Here is a 22,044-nt window from a genome sequence, read left to right as displayed (position 1 = left end):
CGGCGGCCTCTCGGAATCACGGGGCGGGGCGGAGTCGGAAAGCGGAAGAGGGAAGGGGGGAAGGGGGGAAGGGGGTCAGAAGCTGAAGCACTCGGAATGGACGCGCCCGGCCGGCACCCCGGCCCGCAGCAGCGCGCTCCGCGTCGCCTCGGCCATTCCCGGCGGCCCGCACAGGTAGACGTCGTGCCCGGTGAGGTCCGGTACGAGCGCGAGCAGCGCCTGCGGGGCCAGCGGATCGTAGGCGTCGTCGGAGGACCCGAGCAGGTAGTGCAGCCCGGCCTGCCGCTCGGCTGCGATGGCCTCCAGCTCGGAGCGCAGCACCAAGTGCTCCGCGGCCCCGGCCCGGTAGAGCAGGGTGATGTCCCCCGGCCCGCCGGGCAGCGTCTCGAACAGCGCCCGCATCGGCGTGATGCCGACGCCGCCCGCGATCAGCAGCACCTTGGCCCGGGTCCGCCGGGCGGCGGTCAGCGCCCCGAACGGCCCGGTGGCGATGACCCTGGTCCCGGGACGCAGCCGGCGGATCCGCCGGGAATGCCCGCCGAGCGCCTTCACGGTGATCCGCAGGGCGTGGCCCTGGACCGGAGCGGACAGCGAGAACGGCAGGGCGGTGTGCCACAGGCGGCGTTGCAGGAACCGCCAGCGCAGGAACTGGCCGGGCTCCGCGCGCAGTTCCGCCAGGTGCCGCCCGCACACGACGACGGAGACCACCCCGGGGCCCTCGACGCGCACCTCGGCCACCCGCAGCGCGTGCCGCAGGGCCTGCCGTACGGGGACCACGGCCCGGTACCAGAGCAGCAGGACGGCGACGGTGGCGTGGGCGAGGGCCCAGAACCAGCCGGCCGGGGCGAGATCGGGCCCGGCGAGCTGGTGGCCGAAGGCCAGGGAGGCGGCGAGGTAGACGAGGAGGTGCACCCCGCGCCAGGTTTCGTGGCTGACGCGGCGGCGTACGGCCCGGGCGGAGCTCACGCCGACGGCGGCCAGCAGGGCCGTCCCGGCGGAGGCGGCGGCCAGCGCGGGGTAGCCGAGCAGCTCCCGGACGGCGGAGACCACGTCGACGCCTTGGTGGACGGCGTATCCGAACAGGGCGAGGAGGGCGTGTCCGAAGCAGAGCAGGAGCACGTGCCGGCCGCCCCGGGCGTGCCAGCGGGCGAGCCGGTCGGCGCCCACGCCGTGCTCGACGGCGGGTACCCGGGCCATCAGGAAGAGCAGGACGAGCACCCCGTAGCCGGCGAGCAGGCCGGTCAGGTGGGCGGCGGTCGCGAAGAGCGCGTCGAGCCGCGCGGAGGGCCGCACCTGGGCCGCCCACACCAGCGCCACCAGCCCCGCCCCGCCGAGCATCCCGCCCTTGACCCGCATCGCCGCATCTCGCACACGGCTCACGCTAAGGGCGGTCAACGCGCCTCTGAGCTGCCCGAACCGATCCTTAAGCCGCCCTTGAGGGACGCCTCACCGACCCTTAACCCGGGCGCTGAGGTACGCGTTCCGTCCGGGTAACAGGGGCGATGCGGCGGGGAAACAGCGGACGCGCACGCTCGTCCCATGACCTCGGAACAGCAGCGTGTGGTGGTGATCGGCGGCGGCCTCGCGGGCCTGCGGCTCGCCGCGCGGCTGGGCGCCGACACGGGTACGGGTACAGGCGGTACGGGGGCAGGTACGGGTACGAGTACGGGTGCGCAGGTGACCGTGCTCGGCGAGGAGTCGCACGTCCCGTACAACCGGGTCCTGCTGGCGGAGGTCCTGGCCGGCCGGTACGCACCGGAGGTGACCGCCCTCCCCGACCCCGGCCCGGTCCTGCGGCGGGGCGTGCGGGCGGTCCGCGTCGACCGCGCCGACCGGACGGTCCACTGCGACGACGGCAGCACCGAGCGGTACGACACGCTGGTCCTGGCCACGGGCTCGAACGCGGTCCTCCCGCCGCTGCGCGGGCTGTTCGAGCCTCAAGGGCGGGAACTGCCCGACGGGGTCCACGCGTTCCGCACCATGGACGACTGCCTCGCGCTGTCGGCCGCGGTGGCCGTACGGCCCGGGGTGCGCGCGGTGGTGATCGGCGGCGGCCTCCTCGGCGTCTCCGCCGCCCGCGCCCTGGCCGAGCGCGGCGCCCAGGTGGTCCTGGCCCAGCAGGGCGAGCGCCTGATGGAGCGCCAGCTGGACGCGGAAGCCTCGGCGCTGCTGCACGCCCATCTGACCGCACTCGGCATCGAGATCCACACGCAGTGCCGGGTGCGCGGCCTGACGACCACGCGCGGCCCCGCAGGCGGGCGGCGCGTCAACGGCGTCGAGTTCGCCGACGGGTACCGGCTCGATGGCGAGGTCGTCGTACTCGCCTGCGGCGTGCGCCCCCGCACCGGTCTCGCGCTCGCCGCCGGGCTCGACGTACGCACCGGGATCGTCGTGGACGACCGGCTGCGGACCAGCGACCCCAGGGTCCACGCCATCGGCGACTGCGCCGAGCACGCCGGCCGGGTGTACGGCCTCGCGGGCCCCGCGCTGGACCAGGCCGACGCCCTGGCACAGCAGCTGAGCGGCGCCACCGCCCCCGGATACACCGGAACCCGCGCCCTCACCCGCCTCACCCTCACCACCCCCGCCGCAGGCACAGCCACCGCGAACACCGCCACCGCAGGCACCACCACCGGCACGCTCGACCTCGCCGCCTTCGGCGAGACCACCGCGCTGCCCGGCGACGACGTGGTCCGCCTCGCCGACGCCACCCGCCGGACCTACCGGAAGGTCGTCGTGCGCGGCGACCGCCTCGTCGGCGGGGTCCTGCTCGGCGAACTCTCCACCGTGGGCGCCCTCGCCCGCAGCTGGCAGGACGCCGAGACCCTGACCGACCTGTTCCACCTGCTCACCGACGACGGAGGCTCCTGATCATGGCCGCAGCCACGCCCACGCCCACCCCCGCCATCGTGCTCATCGGCCACGGCATGGTCGGCCAGCGCTACCTGGAGGCCCTCGCCGAGCGCGGGGCCACCGCAACGCACCGGATCACCGTGCTCTGCGAGGAGCCCCGGCCCGCGTACGACCGCGTCCACCTCACCTCGTACTTCTCCGGCAGCACCCCCGAGGACCTCTCCCTCACCCCGGCCGGGTTCATGGAGCAGCACGGGATCGAGCTGCACCTCGGCGACCCCGCCGAGTCGATCGACCGCGGCGCCCGCACCGTCACCTCCCGCTCCGGGCGGGTGATCCCGTACGACGTGCTGGTCCTCGCGACCGGCAGTTACCCCTTCGTACCGCCGGTCCCCGGCAAGGACGCCCCCGGCTGCTTCGTCTACCGCACCATCGAGGACCTGCTCGCGATCGAGGAGTACGCCAGATCCCTCCCCCGGACTTCGTCCGGGGGGACCCCCAGCGGCGCCGTCGTGGGCGGCGGGCTCCTCGGGCTGGAGGCGGCCGGCGCCCTCAACGGTCTCGGGCTCGCCACCCGCGTCGTCGAGTTCGCCCCGCGCCTGATGCCCGTCCAGGTCGACGACGGCGGCGGCGCGGCCCTGCTGCGCACCATCGAGTCGATGGGACTCACCGTCCACACCGGGGTCGGCACCCAGGAGGTGCTCACCGGAGCGGACGGCTCCGTCACCGGCATGCGGCTCTCCGACGGCTCCACCGTCGACACCGACCTCGTCGTCTTCTCCGCCGGGGTCCGCCCCCGCGACCACCTCGCCCGGACCTCGGGCCTGACCGTCGGCGAGCGCGGCGGCATCGGCGTCGACGCCCGCTGCCGCACGTCCGACCCGCGCGTCTACGCGATCGGCGAGTGCGCGCTGGCCGCCGACGGCCGGGTGTACGGGCTGGTCGGCCCCGGGTACGAGATGGCCGAGACGGCCGCCGAGGACCTGCTGGGCCGGGACAAGGAGTTCACCGGGGCCGACCTCTCCACCAAGCTCAAACTGCTCGGCGTGGACGTGGCCTCCTTCGGCGACGCCCACGGCACGGCCCCCGACAGCCTCGACGTCGTCTACTCCGACTCCCGTTCCGGGGTCTACAAGAAGCTGGTCGTCTCCCCCGACGGGGTCCTCCTCGGCGGGGTGCTGGTCGGCGACGCCGACGCGTACGGCCTGCTGCGCCCGCTGACCGGCAGCGTCCCGCCGGTCAGCCCCGACCAGCTGGTCCTGCCCGCCGGCCTCGGCGCGCCCGTCGCGCTCGGCCCGTCGGCGCTGCCCGACTCCGCGGTGATCTGCTCCTGCCACAACGTCACCAAGAAGGCGATCACCGCCTGCGCCACCCTCCCCGAGGTCAAGCAGTGCACCAAGGCGGGCACCGGCTGCGGCAGCTGCATCAAGACGATCGGCCAGCTGCTGCCCGCGGCCACCGACAAGGGGCTGTGCGGCTGCTTCCCCTTCACCCGGGCGGAGCTCTACGAGATCGTCCGCACCCGCCGGCTGACCTCGTTCGAGCAGCTCCTCGACGGCCACGGCCGGGAGAAGGCCCGCGGCGGCAACGGCTGCGAGGTCTGCAAGCCCACCGTCGGCTCGATCATCGCCTCGCTCGCCCCCACCCTCGGGGCGAGCGGCTACGTCCTCGACGGGGAGCAGGCCGCCCTCCAGGACACCAACGACCACTTCCTGGCGAACCTCCAGCGCAACGGCTCGTACTCGGTGGTCCCGCGCATCCCCGGCGGCGAGATCACCCCCGACAAGCTCATCGTGATCGGCGAGGTGGCCCGCGACTTCGGGCTCTACACGAAGATCACCGGCGGCCAGCGCATCGACCTCTTCGGGGCCAGCGTGGACCAGCTCCCGCGGATCTGGGCCCGGCTCGTGGAGGCCGGGTTCGAGTCGGGACACGCGTACGGGAAGGCACTGCGCACGGTGAAGTCCTGCGTGGGCCAGACCTGGTGCCGGTACGGGGTCCAGGACTCGGTCCGCATGGCCATCGACCTGGAGCTGCGCTACCGGGGCCTGCGCGCCCCGCACAAGCTCAAGTCGGCGGTCTCCGGCTGCGCGCGCGAGTGCGCGGAGGCACAGAGCAAGGACTTCGGGGTGATCGCCACGGCCAATGGCTGGAACCTGTACGTCGGCGGCAACGGCGGGGCCACCCCGCGCCATGCCGATCTGCTGGCCCAGGACCTGTCGGACGCCGAACTGGTGCGGCTCATCGACCGGTTCCTGATGTTCTACATCCGCACGGCGGACCGGCTGGAGCGCACCTCCACCTGGCTGGACCGGCTGGAGGGCGGCCTGGACCACCTGCGGGACGTGGTCGTGCACGACTCGCTCGGGCTGTGCGCGGAGCTGGAGGCGCTGATGGCCGACCACGTGGCCCACTACCGCGACGAATGGGCCGAGACCCTCCAGGACCCGGAGCGGCTGCGCCGGTTCGTGTCCTTCGTGAACGCGCCCGGCGCCCCCGACCCGACCGTGAAGTTCGTCCCCGAACGCGACCAGGTCAAGCCCGACCTGACCATTCTCGACATCCGGCCGCTGGAGGCCGTGGGAGGCAACCGATGACCGTGGAACTGCAGGCGGCCGAAGGCTGGCTGACGGTGTGCGAACTGTCCGACCTGACCCCCGGACGGGGGGTCGCGGTACTGCTCCCCGACGGGAGCCAGGCCGCGGTGTTCATCACCCGGTCGGGGAGTACGTACGCCATCGACAACCGGGATCCGTTCACCGGGGCGGCCGTGCTCTCGCGGGGGCTGATCGGGTGCGCGGAGGGCCGGCCCTTCGTGGCCTCTCCGCTGCTCAAGCAGCGCTTCGACCTCGTGTCGGGGCGCTGCCTGGACGACGAGGCGGCGGCGGTCCGGACCTACCCGGTGCGGACCGCCGTGACCTCGGCGGCGGTGGCGGTGGCGTAGCGGGCATCAGCCCTGGACGGCCGCCGGGTCCATCCAGACGAACTCCCAGACGTGGCCGTCCAGGTCCTCGAAAGCACGGCCGTACATGAAGCCGAGGTCCTGGGCCGGACGGGGCTCGGTGGCGCCCGCCGCGAGGGCGGCGCCGAGCACCTCGTCGACCTGCTCCCGGCTCTCCGCGCTCAGGGCGAGCATGACCTCGGTGGTCTTGGTGGCGTCCGCGACCTCCTTGGTGGCGAAGTCCTTGAAGCGGGCCTCGGTCATCAGCATCGCGAAGATCGTGTCGCTGATGACGAGGCAGCCGGTGTTCTCGTCGCTGAACTGGGGGTTGAAGGAGTAGCCGAGCTTGACCCAGAACGCCTTGGCGGCCTCGATGTCCTTGGCCGGCAGGTTGACGAAGATCATGGTGGGCATCTCGGTGCCTCTTCTCTCGTGTGTGCGTCTCGTGTGCGCTTTCGAGAGGTAGACCGGGGGCTCCGGGAAAACTCATCGCTCCCGCGGAAACTTTTCCACGAGCCTCACTGCGAGGCGCATCCGCCCTGGTCAGGCCGTGGAGCGGAGCTCCAGGGCGGCCAGCGGGACGAAGCCGCGGGTGTCCTGACGCCGGAGCAGCGCCGGGTCGGGGCCGGCCAGCCGCTTGTGCAGGGCCAGGGCGATCCGCTCGCCCGTCGCCTTGGCCCGCTCCGCGTTCGGCCCGCGGTGCAGGCCGTCGACGGCGGCGTTCCACAGCTGCACCCAGCGCCCGAAGTCCTCGGCGGTCATCGTCCGCGCCGCGTGCAGGGCGGCGTGCGGGGCGAAGGCGTCGCGCCCGTAGCCGGCCGTACGGAACAGGGCGCGCTCCCAGAAATCCGTGATGCGCGGCAGGTGGACCTCCAGGTCCGTGCCGGCGATCTCGGTGAAGAACGGCCCGATCCGCCGGTCGGCGAAGGCGGCCGTGTAGAAGCGGCGCAGCACGACGGTGAGGTCGGCGCGGCCGGAGATGTCGTGATCCGCGGCGAACTGGTTCATGGCTTCACCATCTTGGCGCACGCGGGGGTGTGCCAGGGCGGAAAGTCCCGCCGTTCGTCACTTCGTGCGGATCGCGGGCGAACGGGCCGCCCATGCGGGCCCCCGCCCGTATGACGGGGCGGGGGCCCTCTGACGGGGCCGGGGCCCTCGACAGGACCGGGAAGGCCCCGGCCGGGCCAGGAGGGCGTGAGGGGGCCTGGAGGCCCCGTCGCGCCCCGGAGGCCCTGGCAGGGCTAGGAGGCCACCGCTCCGCCCTTGAGCAGCGCGGCCCCCAGCGGGGTCACCGTGTGCAGGACGGCGTTGCCCCGGCGCAGGGTGGTGACCAGGCCCGCCTCGCGCATCACGCAGGCGTGCTGGCTCGCGGAGGCCAGCGAGACCCCGGCCCGGCGGGCGAGCTCACTGGTGGTGGCCCCGTCGCCGATGGCCCGCAGCACCACCGAACGGGTGTGCCCGACGAGCTTGCCCAGCGTGCGCTGGCGCTGCTCCTCCAGGGGCCGAATCGATTCGCCCGAGCCGGGCGCAGAGGCCAGCTGCGCCGCAGCCGGGTAGACCAGCACCGGCGGCAGCTCCGGGTCGTGCAGGGTCACGGCGGTGCGCCGGCAGAAGAAGGACGGCTGGAGCAGCAGCCCGCGCCCCCGCAGCCGTACGTCCCGGTCCACCGGGTAGTCGCACTCCAGGACCGGCGCCCGCCAGCGCAGCATCGGCGGCAGCGAGGCCAGCAGTTCGTCCGCGCCCCCGTCCAGCAGGGCCCGGCCGCGCGCGGCCCGCTCGGCCTCGATCTGGGCCTGGATGTGCGTCCAGTACGGCTCCACGGCCGCCCGGTGGTAGCCGCGCAGTTCGCCCAGCAGCCTGGGCAGGTGCTTGGTGCCGCCTTCCATGAAGTCCCGCAGCCGTCGCGGGACCGATGCGTCGGCACCCCCGCTGACGGCCGAGGGCATGCCGAACGCCGCCCCCACGCCGGTGCCCGCGCCGAGCAGCGCCAGCTCGCGCCGCATCCGCTCGGGACGGATCCCGCGCAGGGCGTCGAGCCCCACGTCCCACCCGTACTGCCCCTCCACAGGGGTCAGGAAATCGGGAAAATAACCACGACTCGGTATGAGCGCACCGAGCAAACGTGTTTCACTATTCAACCTGCTCCGGGTTTCCGTACGCCATTCACCGAAGAGCCGCGCATCACGCCGGTCTCTTAAGCGGTGAAAACTCAGAATCGTTTCCCACAACGCATCGGGACGCCCTGCCATCCGTACGCGTGCCAGGTCCACTCCAGTGAAATGGATACGCAGCACCGAACCCCCACCTGTGCAACCGCAATCCCCCCGCTCCATGAGTATGCATGCCGTCACACGACGTCACCACGCCCTTTCGGCCACAGTTGAAACCCCTTTCGGCGGGGGCGTGACAACCGAAATCCTGTACTCCGCCAGGCACACTCCGATGCGACCGAAACGCTCCGTGAAGGCCGTGGGGGGCTTTGCGGGGCCTGGCGGTCGGTCGCACCGGGAAGCGCCGACGTGCCTGGCAGATTGCCGGCAGGCGGTGGACGGGTGGGGATCCGTCCACCGCCTGCTGGCGTAAAGATTTGTTGAACAACATAAAGATGCGCGTCCGCCCTCGGGGGTCAGGGAACCCGGGGGCGGACGCGCAGTCAGCGGGCCGTGTCAGGCCTGGAGGGGCTCAGCGGCTGTCGCTGCCCTTCGACTCGGCGGCGGCACGGCCGGCCTCCAGACGCGCCACCGGGATCCGGAACGGCGAGCAGGAGACGTAGTCGAGACCCACCTCGTGGAAGAAGTGGACGGACTCGGGGTCGCCGCCGTGCTCTCCGCAGACTCCGAGCTTGAGGTCGGGACGGGTCTCCCGGCCGGCCTGGACCGCACTGCGGACCAGCGCGCCGACACCGTCCTTGTCGATGGTCTCGAAGGGCGAGACCCCGAAGATGCCCTTCTCCAGGTACGCGGTGAAGAAGCTGGCCTCGACGTCGTCGCGGGAGAAGCCCCACACCGTCTGGGTCAGGTCGTTCGTGCCGAAGGAGAAGAACTGCGCGGCCTCGGCGATCTGCCCGGCCGTGAGGGCGGCGCGGGGCAGCTCGATCATCGTGCCGATGGACAGCTTGAGGCTGGTGCCGGTGGCGGCCTCGACCTCGGCGATGACCGCGTCGGCCTCCTCGCGGACGATCTCCAGCTCCTGGACCGTGCCCACGAGCGGGACCATGATCTCGGCGCGCGGGTCGCCCTTGGCGTTCTTGCGCTCGGCCGCGGCCTCGGCGATCGCCCGGACCTGCATGGCGAACAGGCCGGGGATGACCAGGCCGAGGCGGACACCGCGCAGACCCAGCATCGGGTTCTGCTCGTGCAGCTTGTGCACGGCCTGGAGCAGGCGCAGGTCGTTCTCGTTGGCGTCCTTGCGGGCCTCGGCGAGGGCGACGCGCACCGACAGCTCGGTGATGTCGGGCAGGAACTCGTGCAGCGGCGGGTCGAGGAGGCGGACGGTGACGGGCAGTCCGTCCATCGCCTCGAACAGCTCGACGAAGTCCTTCTTCTGGAGCGGCAGGAGGGCACTCAGTGCCTCCTCGCGCTCCTTGTCGGTGTCGGCGAGGATCAGGTGCTCGACCAGCTCGCGGCGCTCGCCGAGGAACATGTGCTCGGTGCGGCACAGGCCGATGCCCTGGGCGCCGAAACGGCGGGCGCGCAGCGCGTCCTCGGCGTTGTCGGCGTTGGCGCGCACCCGCAGCCGGCGGACGCGGTCCGCGTAGGCCATGATCCGGTGCACGGCCTGGACCAGCTCGTCGGCGTCGTCGGCGCCGGCGTGCATGCGGCCCTCGAAGTACTCGACGACCGGGGACGGTACGACGGGTACCTCACCGAGGTAGACCTTGCCGGTGGAGCCGTCGATCGAGACGACGTCGCCCTCCTCGATCACCTTGCCGCCGACCGTCATGCGGCGGCGCTTGGTGTCGACCTCCAGGTCCTCGGCGCCGCAGACGCAGGTCTTGCCCATGCCGCGGGCCACGACGGCGGCGTGCGAGGTCTTGCCGCCGCGCGAGGTCAGGATGCCCTCGGCGGCGATCATGCCGTCCAGGTCGTCCGGGTTGGTCTCGCGGCGGATCAGGATGACCTTCTCGCCGGAGCGGGACCACTTGACGGCCGTGTACGAGTCGAAGACGGCCTTGCCGACGGCCGCGCCCGGGGAGGCGGCGATGCCGCGGCCGAGCAGCTCGGTGCTGGCGCCCTCGTCGAAGCGGGGGAACATCAGCTGCGCGAGCTGGGCGCCGTTGACGCGCTGGAGGGCCTCGGCCTCGTCGATGAGGCCCTGGTCCACGAGCTGGGTGGCGATGCGGAAGGCGGCGCCGGCGGTGCGCTTGCCGACGCGGGTCTGCAGCATCCACAGCTGGCCGCGCTCGATCGTGAACTCGATGTCGCAGAGATCCTTGTAGTGGGTCTCCAGCGTCGTCATGATCGTCATGAGCTGGTCGTAGGAGGCCTTGTCGATGGTCTCCAGGTCCGCCAGCGGGACGGTGTTGCGGATGCCCGCGACGACGTCCTCGCCCTGGGCGTTCTGCAGGTAGTCGCCGTAGACGCCCGCGTGGCCGCTGGCCGGGTCGCGGGTGAAGGCGACGCCGGTGCCGGAGTCGGGGCCGAGGTTGCCGAAGACCATGGAGCAGATGTTGACCGCGGTGCCCAGGTCGCTCGGGATGCGCTCCTGGCGGCGGTAGAGCTTGGCGCGGTCGGTGTTCCAGGAGTTGAAGACCGCCTCGACGGCGAGGTCGAGCTGCTCGCGGGCGTCCTGCGGGAACTCGCGGCCGGCCTGCTTGGCGACGATCTTCTTGAAGCGGGTGACCAGCTTCTTGAGGTCGGCGGCGTCGAGGTCGGTGTCGACGGTGACCTTCTTGGCGGCCTTGGCCTCGTCGAGGGCCTCCTCGAAGAGCTCGCCGTCCACGTCCAGGACGGTCTTGCCGAACATCTGGATGAGGCGGCGGTACGAGTCCCACGCGAAGCGCTCGTTGCCGGCCTGGGAGGCGAGGCCGGCGACCGACTCGTCGGAGAGGCCGATGTTGAGGACCGTGTCCATCATGCCCGGCATCGAGAACTTGGCGCCGGAGCGCACGGAGACCAGCAGCGGGTCGTCCGACTGGCCGAGCTTCTTGCCCATCTTCGCTTCGAGGGCCGCCAGGTGGGCGCTGACCTCGTCGCGCAGCGCGGCCGGGGCCTCACCGCTGGCGAGGTAGACCTTGCAGGCCTCGGTGGTGATGGTGAAGCCGGGAGGGACCGGCAGACCCAGGTTGGTCATCTCGGCGAGGTTGGCCCCCTTGCCGCCGAGAAGGTCCTTGAGGTCGCGGTTTCCCTCGGTGAAGTCGTAGACGAACTTCTGATCTTTGTTTTCCGACACGGGTCTCGACTCCTCGAGGACTCGGTGGCTGCCCTGACGGCCAGGAACATACCCAGATCGAAGGCTTCTGGGTACGTCCACTTGGTCGTCATGTGGCTGTAACCACCCGTGCGCCACCAGATCGAAAGTAACCGATGAGTAGCCGGAACATACGAAGAGCGTTCACCTCCCGAAGGGGGGAGAGCCTCCTGAGGCCTGTTTCCGCTCGGATGAGCGATCATCGATACATTTGCGTTCAAGTCTTGAACAAACAAAGGGTGGCACCCAGTGCCACCCTTTGGAAGTCATACCCGTGATTTTCGCGCTCATGTGAGCGCAACCCCACCCATGCGTGGCGTATGTCACGCCGCCGGTGGCAGAGTTTGTCAGCTGATTCTCAGCCCCCGGACGTGTCCAGTTCCGCATCCTCACTCACGCCCGCACAGTCGTAAGGATCCTTCAGCCAGCCATCCGGGAGGACAACCCGGTTGTTTCCGGACGTCCGGCCGCGCGGACCGTCCGCGCTGTCGGGCCACGCCTGGTCCAGGTCGAGCTCGCTCAGATGAGCGTTCAGCTCGGCCAGGGACGAGGTGACCGCCAGCTTCTTCCGCATCTCGGAACCCACCGAGAAGCCCTTGAGGTACCAGGCCACGTGCTTACGGAAGTCGATCACCCCGCGCGTCTCGTCGCCGATCCACTCCCCCAGCAGCTGGGCGTGCCGGTGCATGGTGCCCGCGACCTCGCGCAGCGTGGGCTTGTGGAAGTCCTCCGGGCGCCCCTCGAAGGCCGCGACCAGGTCGTTGAACAGCCACGGGCGGCCCAGGCAGCCGCGCCCGACGACCACGCCGTCGCAGCCGGTCTCGCGGACCATGCGCAGCGCGTCCTCGGCGCACCAGATGTCGCCGTTGCCGAGCACGGGGATCTCCGGGACGTGCTCCTTGAGCCGCGCGATGGCGTCCCAGTCGGCGGTGCCGCCGTAGTGCTGGGCCGTGGTGCGCCCGTGCAGGGCGATGGCGGTGACGCCCTCCTCGACGGCGATGCGGCCGGCGTCCAGGTAGGTGAGGTGGTCGTCGTTGATGCCCTTGCGCATCTTCATCGTGACCGGCAGGTCGCCGGCGCCCGCGACGGCCTCGCGCAGGATCGCGCGCAGCAGGTTCCGCTTGTACGGGAGGGCCGAGCCGCCGCCCTTGCGGGTCACCTTGGGGACGGGGCAGCCGAAGTTGAGGTCGATGTGGTCGGCGCGGTCCTCTTCGACGATCATGCGGACCGCCTTGCCGACCGTCGCCGGATCCACTCCGTACAGCTGGATCGAGCGAGGCTTCTCGGTCTCGTCGAAGTGGATCAGCTGCATGGTCTTCTCGTTGCGCTCGACCAGGGCGCGGGTCGTGATCATCTCGCTCACGAACAGTCCCTTGCCGCCGCTGAACTCCCGGCAGAGGGTGCGGAACGGGGCATTGGTGATGCCGGCCATGGGGGCGAGCACCACGGGGGGCTGCACGGTGTGCGGGCCGATCGCGAGCGGCGGGGGGAGCGTGGTCATCCCCCCATTGTCGCCCAGACGGAGTGGGGCACGCATCTCTTTAGTTAGGCGTACTATCGGAACCATGTCGGAGTTGAGCCGCCGACGGCGGATGCTGGTCCTGGCGATCTGCTGCATGAGCCTGCTCATCGTCAGCCTCGACGTGACCGTCCTGAACGTCGCCCTGCCCTCGATGCGCCGCGAGCTGGGCGCCTCGGTCTCCGGCATGCAGTGGACGATCGACGCGTACACGCTGGTCCTGGCCTCGCTGCTGATGCTGGCGGGCTCCACCGCGGACCGGATCGGGCGCCGCAGGGTCTTCACCGTGGGCCTGGTGTTCTTCACGGCCGGCTCGCTGCTCTGCTCGCTGGCGCCGACGCTGGAGTGGCTGATCGTCTTCCGGATGGTCCAGGCCGTGGGCGGGTCGATGCTCAACCCGGTCGCCATGTCGATCATCACCAACACCTTCACGGATCCCCGCGAGCGGGCCCGGGCCATCGGCGCCTGGGGCGCGGTGGTGGGCATCTCCATGGCCGTGGGACCGCTGATCGGCGGGCTCCTGGTGGAGTCCGTCGGATGGCGGTCCATCTTCTGGATCAACCTCCCGATCGGGCTGCTTGCCCTGGTGCTGACCCTGCGGTTCGTCCCCGAGTCCCGGGCCGCGCACCCGCGCCGCCCGGACCCGGTGGGGCAGGTGCTGGTCATGGCCCTGCTCGGCTCCGTGACGTACGGGATCATCGAGGCGCCGAGCGCGGGCTGGAACGCCCCGGTCATCCTCGGCTGCGCGGCCCTGGCCGTGGCCTCGCTGGTGGGCCTGCTGGTGTACGAGCCGCGGCGGACGGAGCCGCTGATCGACCCGCGGTTCTTCCGGAGCGCTCCGTTCAGCGGCGCGACGCTGATCGCGATCGGCGCCTTCGCCGCGCTGTCGGGGTTCCTCTTCCTGAACACCCTGTACTTGCAGGACGTACGGGGGCTCAGCGCGCTCGACGCCGGGCTCTACATGCTGCCGATGGCCCTGATGACCTTCCTGTGCGCCCCGCTGTCGGGCCGGCTGGTCGGCAACCGCGGACCGCGACCGTCGCTGCTGATCGCGGGAACGGCCATGGCGGCGAGCGGGGTGCTGTTCGCCGCGTTCTCGGCGGAGACCTCGACGCCGCTGCTGTTCACCGCCTACGTGCTGTTCGGGCTCGGATTCGGCATGGTGAACGCGCCCATCACCAATACGGCGGTCTCCGGCATGCCCCGGGCCCAGGCGGGGGTGGCGGCCGCGGTCGCCTCGACCAGCAGGCAGACCGGCGGCACGCTGGGCGTGGCCGTGATCGGCGCGGTCCTGGCGGCGGGGACGGCGGGCGGCGCCGGTTTCGTCGAGGCGACGCGGCCGGCCTGGTGGATCATCACGGGCTGCGGGCTGCTCGCGCTCGTGGTGGGCGCCGCGACCAGCGGCCGGTGGGCCATGGGGACGGCGGAGCGTACGGCCCGCACGCTGGAAGCGGCGGCGGCAGGGCCCTCGCGGGCGACGGCTCCGCCGCGCGGCTGAGGCCCGGCGGCAGGGCTGCGGGGGGGGCGGGCGGGCCCGGAGGGCTCCTACTCCCCGCAGTCGAAGTGCTCGGGGTTCGAGTCGATCCGGCCGAGCAGTGCGCGCAGCGCGTTCTTGTCGGCGTGCGAGAACGCGGAGAAGAGCGAGAGCTCCACCTCGTCGAGGGCCGCGTTCGTCTTGGCGAGGGCCGTCGATCCGGCCTCGGTGATGGCCACGTTGTGGCGGCGGCGGTCGGCCGGGTCCCGGCGGCGGACGGCCAGCCCCTCCCCCTCCAGGTCGTTGAGGATGCCGACCAGCACGCTCGGATCCACGTCCAGCCGCTCGGCGAGGGCCCGCTGGCCGATGGGGCCGTCCTCCAGATACATCAGCGTCATCGCGTGGCGCGGGGTGAGCCCGGCCGTACTGAGCGCCCGCTTCATGAGTGACTCGGTGATCGAGCCGTGCCAGGCCAGGAGCAGGCCCAGCCGCTGCGGGGGGTGCGGGGACTCCTGAGCTGCCGTCATATCGGACATCGTAACAATCCGGGAATGGTTGCGGGCTCCCGATCGTTGATGCTGTTCAATGATCTGACATCATCAATCGTTGGAGTTCATCATGTTCATTGCCTACGCCGTCGTCGCCGGCCTGCTCACCCTCGTCCTGGCCGCGTCCGCCACCTTCACGCTCCAGCGGAACGAGGCGGTCGTGGCGAGCATGCGGAAGGTCCGGGTGCCGGACTCCTGGCTGCCGCGGCTGGCCACCCTGAAGGCCGCCGGCGCGATAGGCCTGGTGGCGGGCCTGTGGGTGACTCCGCTGGGCGTGGCCGCCGCGGTCGGCGTGACGCTCTACTTCATCGGCGCGGTCATCAGCCACCTGCGGGTCAAGGACTTCGAACTGGCCCCTGCGGCCGTCCTCGCCCTGGTCGCGGCGGCGGCCCTGGCCCTCCGGGTGGCGGCGTAGCCGCCCTGACGGGTGACAGATATTGAAATCTGTCACCCGTCATGCCATGGTTGTTCCATGACCACGAACGAGAACACCCGAACCCTCGGCTCCACCGGCCCCTCCGTCTTCCCGCTGGGGCTGGGCTGCATGGGCATGTCCGCCCTGTACGGGGAGGCCGACCGCACCGAGTCGATCGCGACCATCCACGCCTACCTGGACGCCGTCCCCGAGGGCGCGAGCGCACTGCTCGACACGGGCGACTTCTACGGCATGGGGCACAACGAGATGCTGATCGGCGAAGCCCTGCGCTCCGCGCCCGCCGCGGCCGCGGAGCAGGCGCTGATCAGCGTGAAGTTCGGCGCCCTGCGCACCGTCGAGGGCGGCTTCACCGGCTATGACGGCCGCCCCGAGGCCGTCAAGAACTTCCTGGCCTACTCGCTCCAGCGGCTGGGCCGGGACCACATCGACGTCTACCGGATCGCCCGCGTCGATCCGGACGTCCCGATCGAGGAGACCGTCGGCGCCATCGCCGAGGCCGTCGAGGCCGGGCACGTGCGGCACATCGGCCTCTCGGAGGTCGGCGCCGACACCCTGCGCCGGGCCGCCGCCGTGGCGCCGATCTCGGACCTCCAGATCGAGTACTCGCTCGTCTCCCGCGGCATCGAGGCGGAGATCCTGCCGACCGCCCGAGAGCTGGGCATCGGGGTCACGGCGTACGGGGTGCTGAGCCGCGGTCTGATCAGCGGGCACTTCAGCCGCGACCGGGAGCTGGCGCCGGGCGACTTCCGCGGGATGAGCCCGCGCTTCCAGGGCGAGAACCTGCAGCGCAATCTCGACCTGGTCGACGCCCTGCGCAAGGTCGCGGAGGACAAGGGGGTCAGCGTCGCGCAGACCGCCATCGCCTGGGTGCTCTCGCGCGGCGAGGACATCGTGCCGCTGGTGGGCGCCCGCCGCCGGGACAGACTGTCCGAGGCACTGGGTGCCATGGCCGTGGAGCTGACGACCGCGGACCTTGCGGCCATCGAGGAGGCGGTCCCCGCGGGAGCGGCGGCCGGCGACCGGTACCCGGAAGCGCAGATGGCCCACCTCGACAGCGAGCACTGAGCGGGCGGTACGGTCGTACTCATGCCCCCCGCTGCTGCCGAGCCCCTGACACCCGAGCGCATCCTCGAGACCACCGAGGAGGTGCTGCGCCGCTTCGGCCCCACCAAGGCGACCGTGGTGGACGTGGCCCGCGCCCTAGGCGTCAGCCACGGCAGTGTGTACCGGCACTTCCCGTCGAAGGCGGCGCTGCGCGAGGCGGTCACGGACCGCTGGCTCACCAAGAACGTCATCCTCCTGGAAGCGATCACGTCGGCCCCCACCGGGACCGCGCCCTCCAAGCTGGAGGCGTGGCTGGAGGCGCTGTTCGAGGCCAAGCGCCACAAGGCGGGTGACGACCCGGAGCTGTTCGCGACGTACACGGTGCTGCTCGCCGAGAACAGCGGCGTGGTGGACCACCATCTGAGTCAGCTGATCGAGCAGTTGTGCCGGATCATCGCTGAGGGCGTCGCGGCGGGCTCGCTCAGCGCGCCCGATGTCCCGGGAGCCGCCCGGGCGGTGTTCGACGCCACCGGCCGTTTCCATGATCCGCAGTACGCGGCGGAATGGCAGAAGCCCACGATCATCACGGAGTTCGAGGCGGTCACCGCGCTCGTGATCCGGGGCCTGCGCGCCTGACCGGCCGAGAACGTCCGGAACGGGCCACTCCGGACGACTTGATGATCATTTGGCACGAGCTCACCTTGTCCGTACCCCGTCAAACTCCATACGTTCCCCCTACCACCCTTCATCAGGCACGTTCCAGGGGGAACCTTGTCCGCTCAACCAACTCAGGCGACGCAGCCCAAGCCTCCGGCCCGTTCGGGCGGCGCCGCTGCCCTCGGCTGGATCCTGACCATCGGCCTCAACGTGGTCGCGCCGATCCTCACGTACAACCAGCTGCACGACCACGGCTGGAGCGAGTTCAGCGCGCTGCTGGTCAGCGGCGCGTGGCCGGTGCTCGACAGTGCCATCAGCCTGGCCTGGCGCCGCAAGCTGGACGAATTCGCCATCGTCACCCTGGTGTTCCTGGTGATCACGGCCGTCGTCTCGCTCGTCGGCGCGCACTCGGCGCGCGCGCTGCTGATCAAGGACTCGGGGGTGACCGGGCTGTTCGGGCTGCTCTGCCTCGCCACCCTGCTCGCACCGCGTCCGCTGATGTTCTACTTCGGCCGCAAGTTCGCCACCGACGGCACCCCCGAGAGCACCGCCTGGTGGAACGGCCTGTGGCAGTTCGACGGCTTCCGCCGCACGATGACCGTCATGACCACCGTGTGGGGAGTGGCCTACCTGGCGGAGGCCGCGGTGCGGGTCGGCCTGGCGTACCTGCTGCCCACCGACACCATGGTGGTCGTCAGCCCGGTCCTGATCTACGGGACGCTGGGCCTGCTGGCCCTGTGGACCGCGCGCTACGCGAAGCGCTCGCAGGCCGAGGGTGAGCGGCGTGCCGCCGAGGCGGCCGAGGCGGAGGCCCGGGTCCAGTCCCAGGCCCAGGCCTGAACCGGGGCGGAAACGACGGTGGCCCGGTGCGCGTGACGCGCACCGGGCCACCGGCCGTTCCGCCCCGCACGGGGCAGGGACCTAGCAGCCGAGCAGACGGCTGCCGAGGTAGCTCTGGATCTGGTCCAGGGAGACGCGCTCCTGCTTCATGGTGTCGCGCTCGCGCACGGTCACCGCGTTGTCGTCCAGGGTGTCGAAGTCGACGGTGACGCAGAACGGCGTACCGATCTCGTCCTGGCGGCGGTAGCGGCGGCCGATGGCGCCCGCGTCGTCGAACTCGATGTTCCAGAACTTGCGCAGGTCGGCGGCGAGGCCCTTGGCCTTCGGCGACAGCTGCGCGTTGCGGGACAGCGGCAGGACGGCGACCTTGATCGGGGCCAGGCGCGGGTCGAAGCGCATCACGGTGCGCTTCTCCATGACGCCCTTGGCGTTCGGGGCCTCGTCCTCGTTGAACGCGTCGAGCATGAAGGCGAGCATCGCGCGGTTCACACCGGCCGCCGGCTCGATGACGTACGGGGTGTACTTCTCCTTCGTCTCCTGGTCGAAGTAGACGAGCTCCTGGCCGGAGGCCGCGGAGTGCGCCTTCAGGTCGAAGTCGGTGCGGTTGGCGACGCCCTCAAGCTCGGAGAACTCGTTGCCGCCGAAGTTGAAGCGGTACTCGATGTCGGCGGTGCGCTTCGAGTAGTGGGACAGCTTCTCCTTCGGGTGCTCGTACCAGCGGATGTTCTCCTCGCGGATGCCGAGGTCGCGGTACCAGTTCCACCGCTCCTGCATCCAGTACTCCTGCCACTGCTCGTCCTCGCCCGGCTTGACGAAGAACTCCATCTCCATCTGCTCGAACTCGCGCGTGCGGAAGATGAAGTTGCCCGGAGTGATCTCGTTGCGGAAGGACTTGCCCATCTGCGCGATGCCGAACGGGGGCTTCTTGCGCGCGGTGGTCTGCACGTGGGCGTAGTTGGTGAAGATGCCCTGGGCGGTCTCGGGGCGCAGGAACGCCTTCGAGCCGGTGTCCTGGGTCGGGCCGAGGTGGGTCTCCAGCATGCCGGAGAACTGCTTCGGCTCGGTGAACTGGCCCTTCACGCCGCAGTTGGGGCAGTTGATGTCGGCGAGGCCGTTCGCGGGGAGGCGGCCGTGCTTGGCCTCGTACGCCTCTTCCAGGTGGTCGGCGCGGTGGCGCTTGTGACAGGAGGTGCACTCGGTCAGCGGGTCCGAGAAGGTCGCGACGTGGCCGGAGGCCACCCAGACCTCGGGGGCCAGGATCACGGAAGAGTCGAGGCCGACGATGTCCTCGCGCCCGGTGACCATGGCCTTCCACCACTGGCGCTTGATGTTCTCCTTGAGCTCGACACCCAGCGGACCGTAGTCCCAGGCGGCCTTGGAGCCGCCGTAGATGTCACTGCACGGGAAAACGAAGCCACGGCGCTTGCTCAGGCTGACGATGGTTTCGATCTTGTCGGCGGCCACGGTGCTCTCTTCATTACGAGGACGAACGGCGAAGGCTTTAGGTTACCGGCGCCCGCACCCCCCCTTTCAAATCGGTTCCCGTTCGAGGGCGCCTCCCCCGGGCCCCCCACCTGGGTTTTTGACAATCGTTTCCATCTTTGATGAAAATGGATGTCATGAACGTACGACGCCTCATACCCGCCGCCGCCCTCGCCGGAGCCGTGACCCTCGGCGCCACGGCCCTCACCGCGTGCTCCGGAGCCTCTGCCGGAACCGGCAAGGACGGCAAGCTGCACGTCATGTCGTCGTTCTACCCGATGCAGTTCCTCGCCGAACAGATCGGCAAGGACCACGTGAAGGCCGACACCCTGACCAAGCCGGGCGTCGAACCGCACGACCTGGAGATCACCCCGAAGCAGACCGGGCAGCTGGGCGAATCCGATGTCGTCCTCTACCTCAAGGGCCTCCAGCCCGCCGTCGACAAGGCCGTCGCCCAGTCCGGCGTGAAGAACGTCGTCGACGCCGCCAAGCTCACCAAGCTGGAGGTCCACGGTTCCTCGGGCCACGACCACGCCCACGAGGGCGAGGAGGGCCATACCGAGGGCGAGGAGGGCCACGGCCACTCCCACGGCGAGGCCGGCGAGGACCCGCACGTCTGGCTCGACCCGGTGAAGTACGCCGAGGTCGCCAAGGGCGTGGGCGCGGCCCTGGAGAAGGCCGACCCGGACCACGCGGCGGACTACCGCAAGAACACCGACGAGCTGCTCGGCAAGCTCACGGCGCTCGACACGGAGTTCAAGGACGGCCTGAAGAACACCGCCTCCAAGACCTTCATCACCACGCACTCCGCCTTCGGCTACCTCGCCGAGCGCTACGGCCTCGACCAGGAGGGCATCTCCGGCGTGGACCCCGAGTCCGAGCCGAGCCCGGCCCGGATGAAGGAGCTCCAGGCCGTCGCGAAGAAGGACAATGTCTCGACCGTGTTCTTCGAGACCCTGGCCAGCGACAAGACCGCCAAGACGCTCGCCGCCGACACGGGCCTGAAGACCGATGTCCTCGACCCGCTCGAAGGAATCACCGACAAGTCCCAGGGCGCTGACTACTTCGAGGTCATGCGGTCCAACCTGAAGAACCTGCAGAAGGCGCTCGGTAGCAAGTGATGGCAGTAACGGAGGCGCGTGCCATGGAGTCCCAGCCCGCGGAGGCAGCGGACCAGCCCGTCATATCCCTGCGCGGGGCCACGGCCTCGCTCGGCTCGCGCCCCGTGCTGCGCGGGGTCGACCTCACCGTGCGGCGCGGCGAGGTCGTCGCGCTGCTCGGCGCCAACGGCTCGGGCAAGTCCACGGCCGTGCGCGCGATCGTCGGTCAGGTCCCGCTCTCCGACGGCGGGCTGGCCCTGTTCGGCACCGACTTCAAGCGCTTCCGCGCCTGGTCGCGCATCGGGTACGTCCCGCAGCGCACCACCGCCGCCAGCGGGGTCCCGGCCACCGTCCGCGAGGTCGTCTCCTCGGGCCGGCTCGCCCGCTCCCGTTTCGGCATCCTGCGCAAGGCCGACAAGGCGGCCGTCGAGCGGGCCCTGGCCCTCGTCGACATGAGCCAGCACGCCGACGCCTCCGTCAACGCCCTCTCCGGCGGCCAGCACCAGCGCGTACTCATCGCGCGGGCGCTCGCCGTGGAGCCCGAACTCCTGATCATGGACGAGCCGATGGCCGGCGTGGACCTCGCCAACCAGGAGGTCCTCGCGAACGCCCTGCGCGAGCAGGTCTCCGCCGGCTCGACCGTCCTGCTCGTCCTGCACGAGCTGGGCCCGCTGGAGCCGCTGATCGACCGCGCCGTCGTCCTGCGCGACGGCTGCGTCGTCCACGACGGCCCGCCGCCCGAGGCCGTGGGGCAGCACGCCCTGCCCGGCCACGACCACGTACACCCCCACGCGGCGCACGACGCCGAGCCGCTCCGGACGGGATTGCTGAGCTGATGGACCTCCTCCACTACGCCTTCATGCAGCGGGCCCTGCTCGCGGCCGTCCTGGTCGGCGTCACCGCCCCCGCCATCGGCACGTACCTCGTCCAGCGCCGCCAGGCCGTCATGGGCGACGGCATCGGCCACGTGGCCATGACCGGTGTCGCGCTCGGCTTCCTCTTCAACGCGAGCCCGGTGTGGATGGCGACCCTGGTCGCGGTGATCGGCGCGGTCGGCATGGAGCTGATCCGCTCCCGCGGCAAGACAAGCGGCGACATCGCCCTCGCCATGCTCTTCTACGGCGGCCTGGCCGGCGGCGTGATGATCATCAACCTGGCTCCGGGCGGCTCGACGGCCAACCTGACCAGCTACCTCTTCGGATCGATCACCACGGTCTCCGCCGAGGACGTCACGGCCGTCGTGATCCTCGCGGCCTTCGTCATCGCCGTCACCCTCGGACTGCGCCGCCAGCTGTTCGCCGTCTGCCAGGACGAGGAGTTCGCCCGGGTCACCGGCCTGCCGGTGCGCTTCCTGAACCTGCTGATCGCGGTCACCGCCGCCGTCACCGTCACCGTGGCCATGCGCATCGTCGGCCTGCTGCTGGTCAGCGCCATGATGGTGATCCCGGTCGCGGCGGCGCAGCGCGTCACCCGCGGGTTCACCGCGACGCTGTCGGTGGCCATGGTGATCGGCGTGCTGGTGTCGCTCTCCGGCACGACCCTGACGTACTACATCGACGCCCCCTCGGGCGGCACGATCGTGCTGCTCGCCATCGGCGTCTTCATGGTGATGACAGCGGTGTCCACCCCGCTGGCCCGGCGCCGCGCGAACGCGGCCCGCGCCACCGAAGAGGTCTGCACGCGCGATGATGTGAAGGTCTAGGCAGATCCGGGAGGTACGGCCGCCTGGCACAATGGGCCG

General features: G+C 71.0%; 19 protein-coding genes. 11 read left to right on the top strand and 8 right to left on the bottom strand.

The features are described 5' to 3' along the window. Positions 1 to 75 precede the first annotated feature (75 nt). Positions 76 to 1,371 (bottom strand): ferric reductase-like transmembrane domain-containing protein, encoded by a 1,296-nt coding sequence (locus ACFYXV_RS14555; protein ID WP_389383028.1) that lies wholly within the window; start codon positions 1,369 to 1,371, stop codon positions 76 to 78. 168 nt (positions 1,372 to 1,539) lie between these two features. Between ACFYXV_RS14555 and ACFYXV_RS14550 the strand changes: the two genes are divergently transcribed. Genes ACFYXV_RS14550 through nirD form a run of 3 tightly spaced genes read left to right on the top strand, consistent with a single transcriptional unit; the run spans position 1,540 to position 5,797 of the window. Continuing rightward, the gene (locus tag ACFYXV_RS14550; protein ID WP_389383027.1) at positions 1,540 to 2,871 is read left to right on the top strand and encodes an NAD(P)/FAD-dependent oxidoreductase; all 1,332 of its coding nucleotides are present in this window, start codon (positions 1,540 to 1,542) and stop codon (positions 2,869 to 2,871) included. A 2-nt stretch (positions 2,872 to 2,873) separates the two neighbouring features. Next, a complete protein-coding gene (gene nirB / locus ACFYXV_RS14545) occupies positions 2,874 to 5,450 on the top strand; it encodes a nitrite reductase large subunit NirB (RefSeq protein WP_389383026.1) in 2,577 nt (858 codons plus the stop codon). After that, positions 5,447 to 5,797, top strand: coding sequence for a nitrite reductase small subunit NirD (gene nirD, locus ACFYXV_RS14540; RefSeq protein ID WP_383342675.1), 351 nt, complete (start codon positions 5,447 to 5,449; stop codon positions 5,795 to 5,797). The genes nirB and nirD overlap by 4 nt, the downstream gene beginning before the upstream one ends. A gap of 6 nt (positions 5,798 to 5,803) precedes the next feature. On the opposite strand, the gene ACFYXV_RS14535 is transcribed toward nirD, so the two are convergent. The 5 genes from ACFYXV_RS14535 to dusB all read right to left on the bottom strand — a co-directional run bounded on the left by ACFYXV_RS14535 (position 5,804) and on the right by dusB (position 12,704). Continuing rightward, positions 5,804 to 6,208 (bottom strand): VOC family protein, encoded by a 405-nt coding sequence (locus ACFYXV_RS14535; protein WP_385464130.1) that lies wholly within the window; start codon positions 6,206 to 6,208, stop codon positions 5,804 to 5,806. 129 nt (positions 6,209 to 6,337) lie between these two features. Continuing rightward, positions 6,338 to 6,802, bottom strand: a complete 465-nt coding sequence (locus ACFYXV_RS14530) for a group III truncated hemoglobin (RefSeq protein ID WP_389383025.1) — start codon at positions 6,800 to 6,802, stop codon at positions 6,338 to 6,340. A gap of 233 nt (positions 6,803 to 7,035) precedes the next feature. Continuing rightward, positions 7,036 to 8,088 (bottom strand): helix-turn-helix domain-containing protein, encoded by a 1,053-nt coding sequence (locus tag ACFYXV_RS14525; RefSeq protein ID WP_385464136.1) that lies wholly within the window; start codon positions 8,086 to 8,088, stop codon positions 7,036 to 7,038. Between the two features lie 388 nt (positions 8,089 to 8,476). After that, positions 8,477 to 11,185 (bottom strand): pyruvate, phosphate dikinase, encoded by a 2,709-nt coding sequence (gene ppdK / locus ACFYXV_RS14520; protein WP_383342687.1) that lies wholly within the window; start codon positions 11,183 to 11,185, stop codon positions 8,477 to 8,479. 376 nt (positions 11,186 to 11,561) lie between these two features. Next, positions 11,562 to 12,704, bottom strand: a complete 1,143-nt coding sequence (gene dusB / locus ACFYXV_RS14515; RefSeq protein ID WP_389383024.1) for a tRNA dihydrouridine synthase DusB — start codon at positions 12,702 to 12,704, stop codon at positions 11,562 to 11,564. A 64-nt stretch (positions 12,705 to 12,768) separates the two neighbouring features. Between dusB and ACFYXV_RS14510 the strand changes: the two genes are divergently transcribed. Further along, entirely contained in the window at positions 12,769 to 14,220 is a 1,452-nt protein-coding gene (locus ACFYXV_RS14510; RefSeq protein ID WP_385464146.1) for a DHA2 family efflux MFS transporter permease subunit, read from the top strand. A 47-nt stretch (positions 14,221 to 14,267) separates the two neighbouring features. On the opposite strand, the gene ACFYXV_RS14505 is transcribed toward ACFYXV_RS14510, so the two are convergent. Further along, entirely contained in the window at positions 14,268 to 14,723 is a 456-nt protein-coding gene (locus tag ACFYXV_RS14505; protein WP_389383023.1) for a MarR family winged helix-turn-helix transcriptional regulator, read from the bottom strand. A 91-nt stretch (positions 14,724 to 14,814) separates the two neighbouring features. Between ACFYXV_RS14505 and ACFYXV_RS14500 the strand changes: the two genes are divergently transcribed. The 4 genes from ACFYXV_RS14500 (at position 14,815) to ACFYXV_RS14485 (ending at position 17,721) form a co-directional block, all read left to right on the top strand. Further along, the gene (locus ACFYXV_RS14500) at positions 14,815 to 15,159 is read left to right on the top strand and encodes a DoxX family protein (protein ID WP_389383022.1); all 345 of its coding nucleotides are present in this window, start codon (positions 14,815 to 14,817) and stop codon (positions 15,157 to 15,159) included. Positions 15,160 to 15,216: 57 nt separating this feature from the next. Beyond that, positions 15,217 to 16,245 (top strand): aldo/keto reductase, encoded by a 1,029-nt coding sequence (locus tag ACFYXV_RS14495; protein WP_389383021.1) that lies wholly within the window; start codon positions 15,217 to 15,219, stop codon positions 16,243 to 16,245. Positions 16,246 to 16,266: 21 nt separating this feature from the next. Further along, positions 16,267 to 16,860, top strand: a complete 594-nt coding sequence (locus tag ACFYXV_RS14490) for a TetR family transcriptional regulator (RefSeq protein WP_385464158.1) — start codon at positions 16,267 to 16,269, stop codon at positions 16,858 to 16,860. 135 nt (positions 16,861 to 16,995) lie between these two features. Continuing rightward, positions 16,996 to 17,721, top strand: coding sequence for a VC0807 family protein (locus ACFYXV_RS14485; RefSeq protein WP_389383020.1), 726 nt, complete (start codon positions 16,996 to 16,998; stop codon positions 17,719 to 17,721). Between the two features lie 81 nt (positions 17,722 to 17,802). Here ACFYXV_RS14485 and ACFYXV_RS14480 read toward each other — a convergent pair whose 3' ends face one another. Then, on the bottom strand, positions 17,803 to 19,185 hold the full coding sequence (locus tag ACFYXV_RS14480; RefSeq protein WP_383351707.1) for a glycine--tRNA ligase: 1,383 nt from the start codon (positions 19,183 to 19,185) through the stop codon (positions 17,803 to 17,805). A 155-nt stretch (positions 19,186 to 19,340) separates the two neighbouring features. Between ACFYXV_RS14480 and ACFYXV_RS14475 the strand changes: the two genes are divergently transcribed. The 3 genes from ACFYXV_RS14475 to ACFYXV_RS14465 are packed head-to-tail and all read left to right on the top strand — an operon-like array spanning position 19,341 to position 22,005. Continuing rightward, positions 19,341 to 20,324, top strand: a complete 984-nt coding sequence (locus ACFYXV_RS14475; RefSeq protein ID WP_389383019.1) for a metal ABC transporter substrate-binding protein — start codon at positions 19,341 to 19,343, stop codon at positions 20,322 to 20,324. 23 nt (positions 20,325 to 20,347) lie between these two features. Then, complete coding sequence (locus tag ACFYXV_RS14470; RefSeq protein ID WP_389383018.1) at positions 20,348 to 21,139, top strand: metal ABC transporter ATP-binding protein; 792 nt, start codon at positions 20,348 to 20,350, stop codon at positions 21,137 to 21,139. Beyond that, positions 21,139 to 22,005 carry a metal ABC transporter permease gene (locus ACFYXV_RS14465; RefSeq protein WP_385477217.1) on the top strand — a complete coding sequence of 289 codons (867 nt, stop codon included), beginning with the start codon at positions 21,139 to 21,141 and terminating at the stop codon, positions 22,003 to 22,005. The genes ACFYXV_RS14470 and ACFYXV_RS14465 overlap by 1 nt, the downstream gene beginning before the upstream one ends. Positions 22,006 to 22,044: the final 39 nt, after the last annotated feature.

It is taken from the genome of Streptomyces sp. NPDC002181 (assembly GCF_042890485.1).
Taxonomy (GTDB): Bacteria; Actinomycetota; Actinomycetes; order Streptomycetales; family Streptomycetaceae; genus Streptomyces.
Note: the sequence above shows the minus strand (reverse complement) of the source record. Positions and strands in the feature narration are given on the sequence as shown.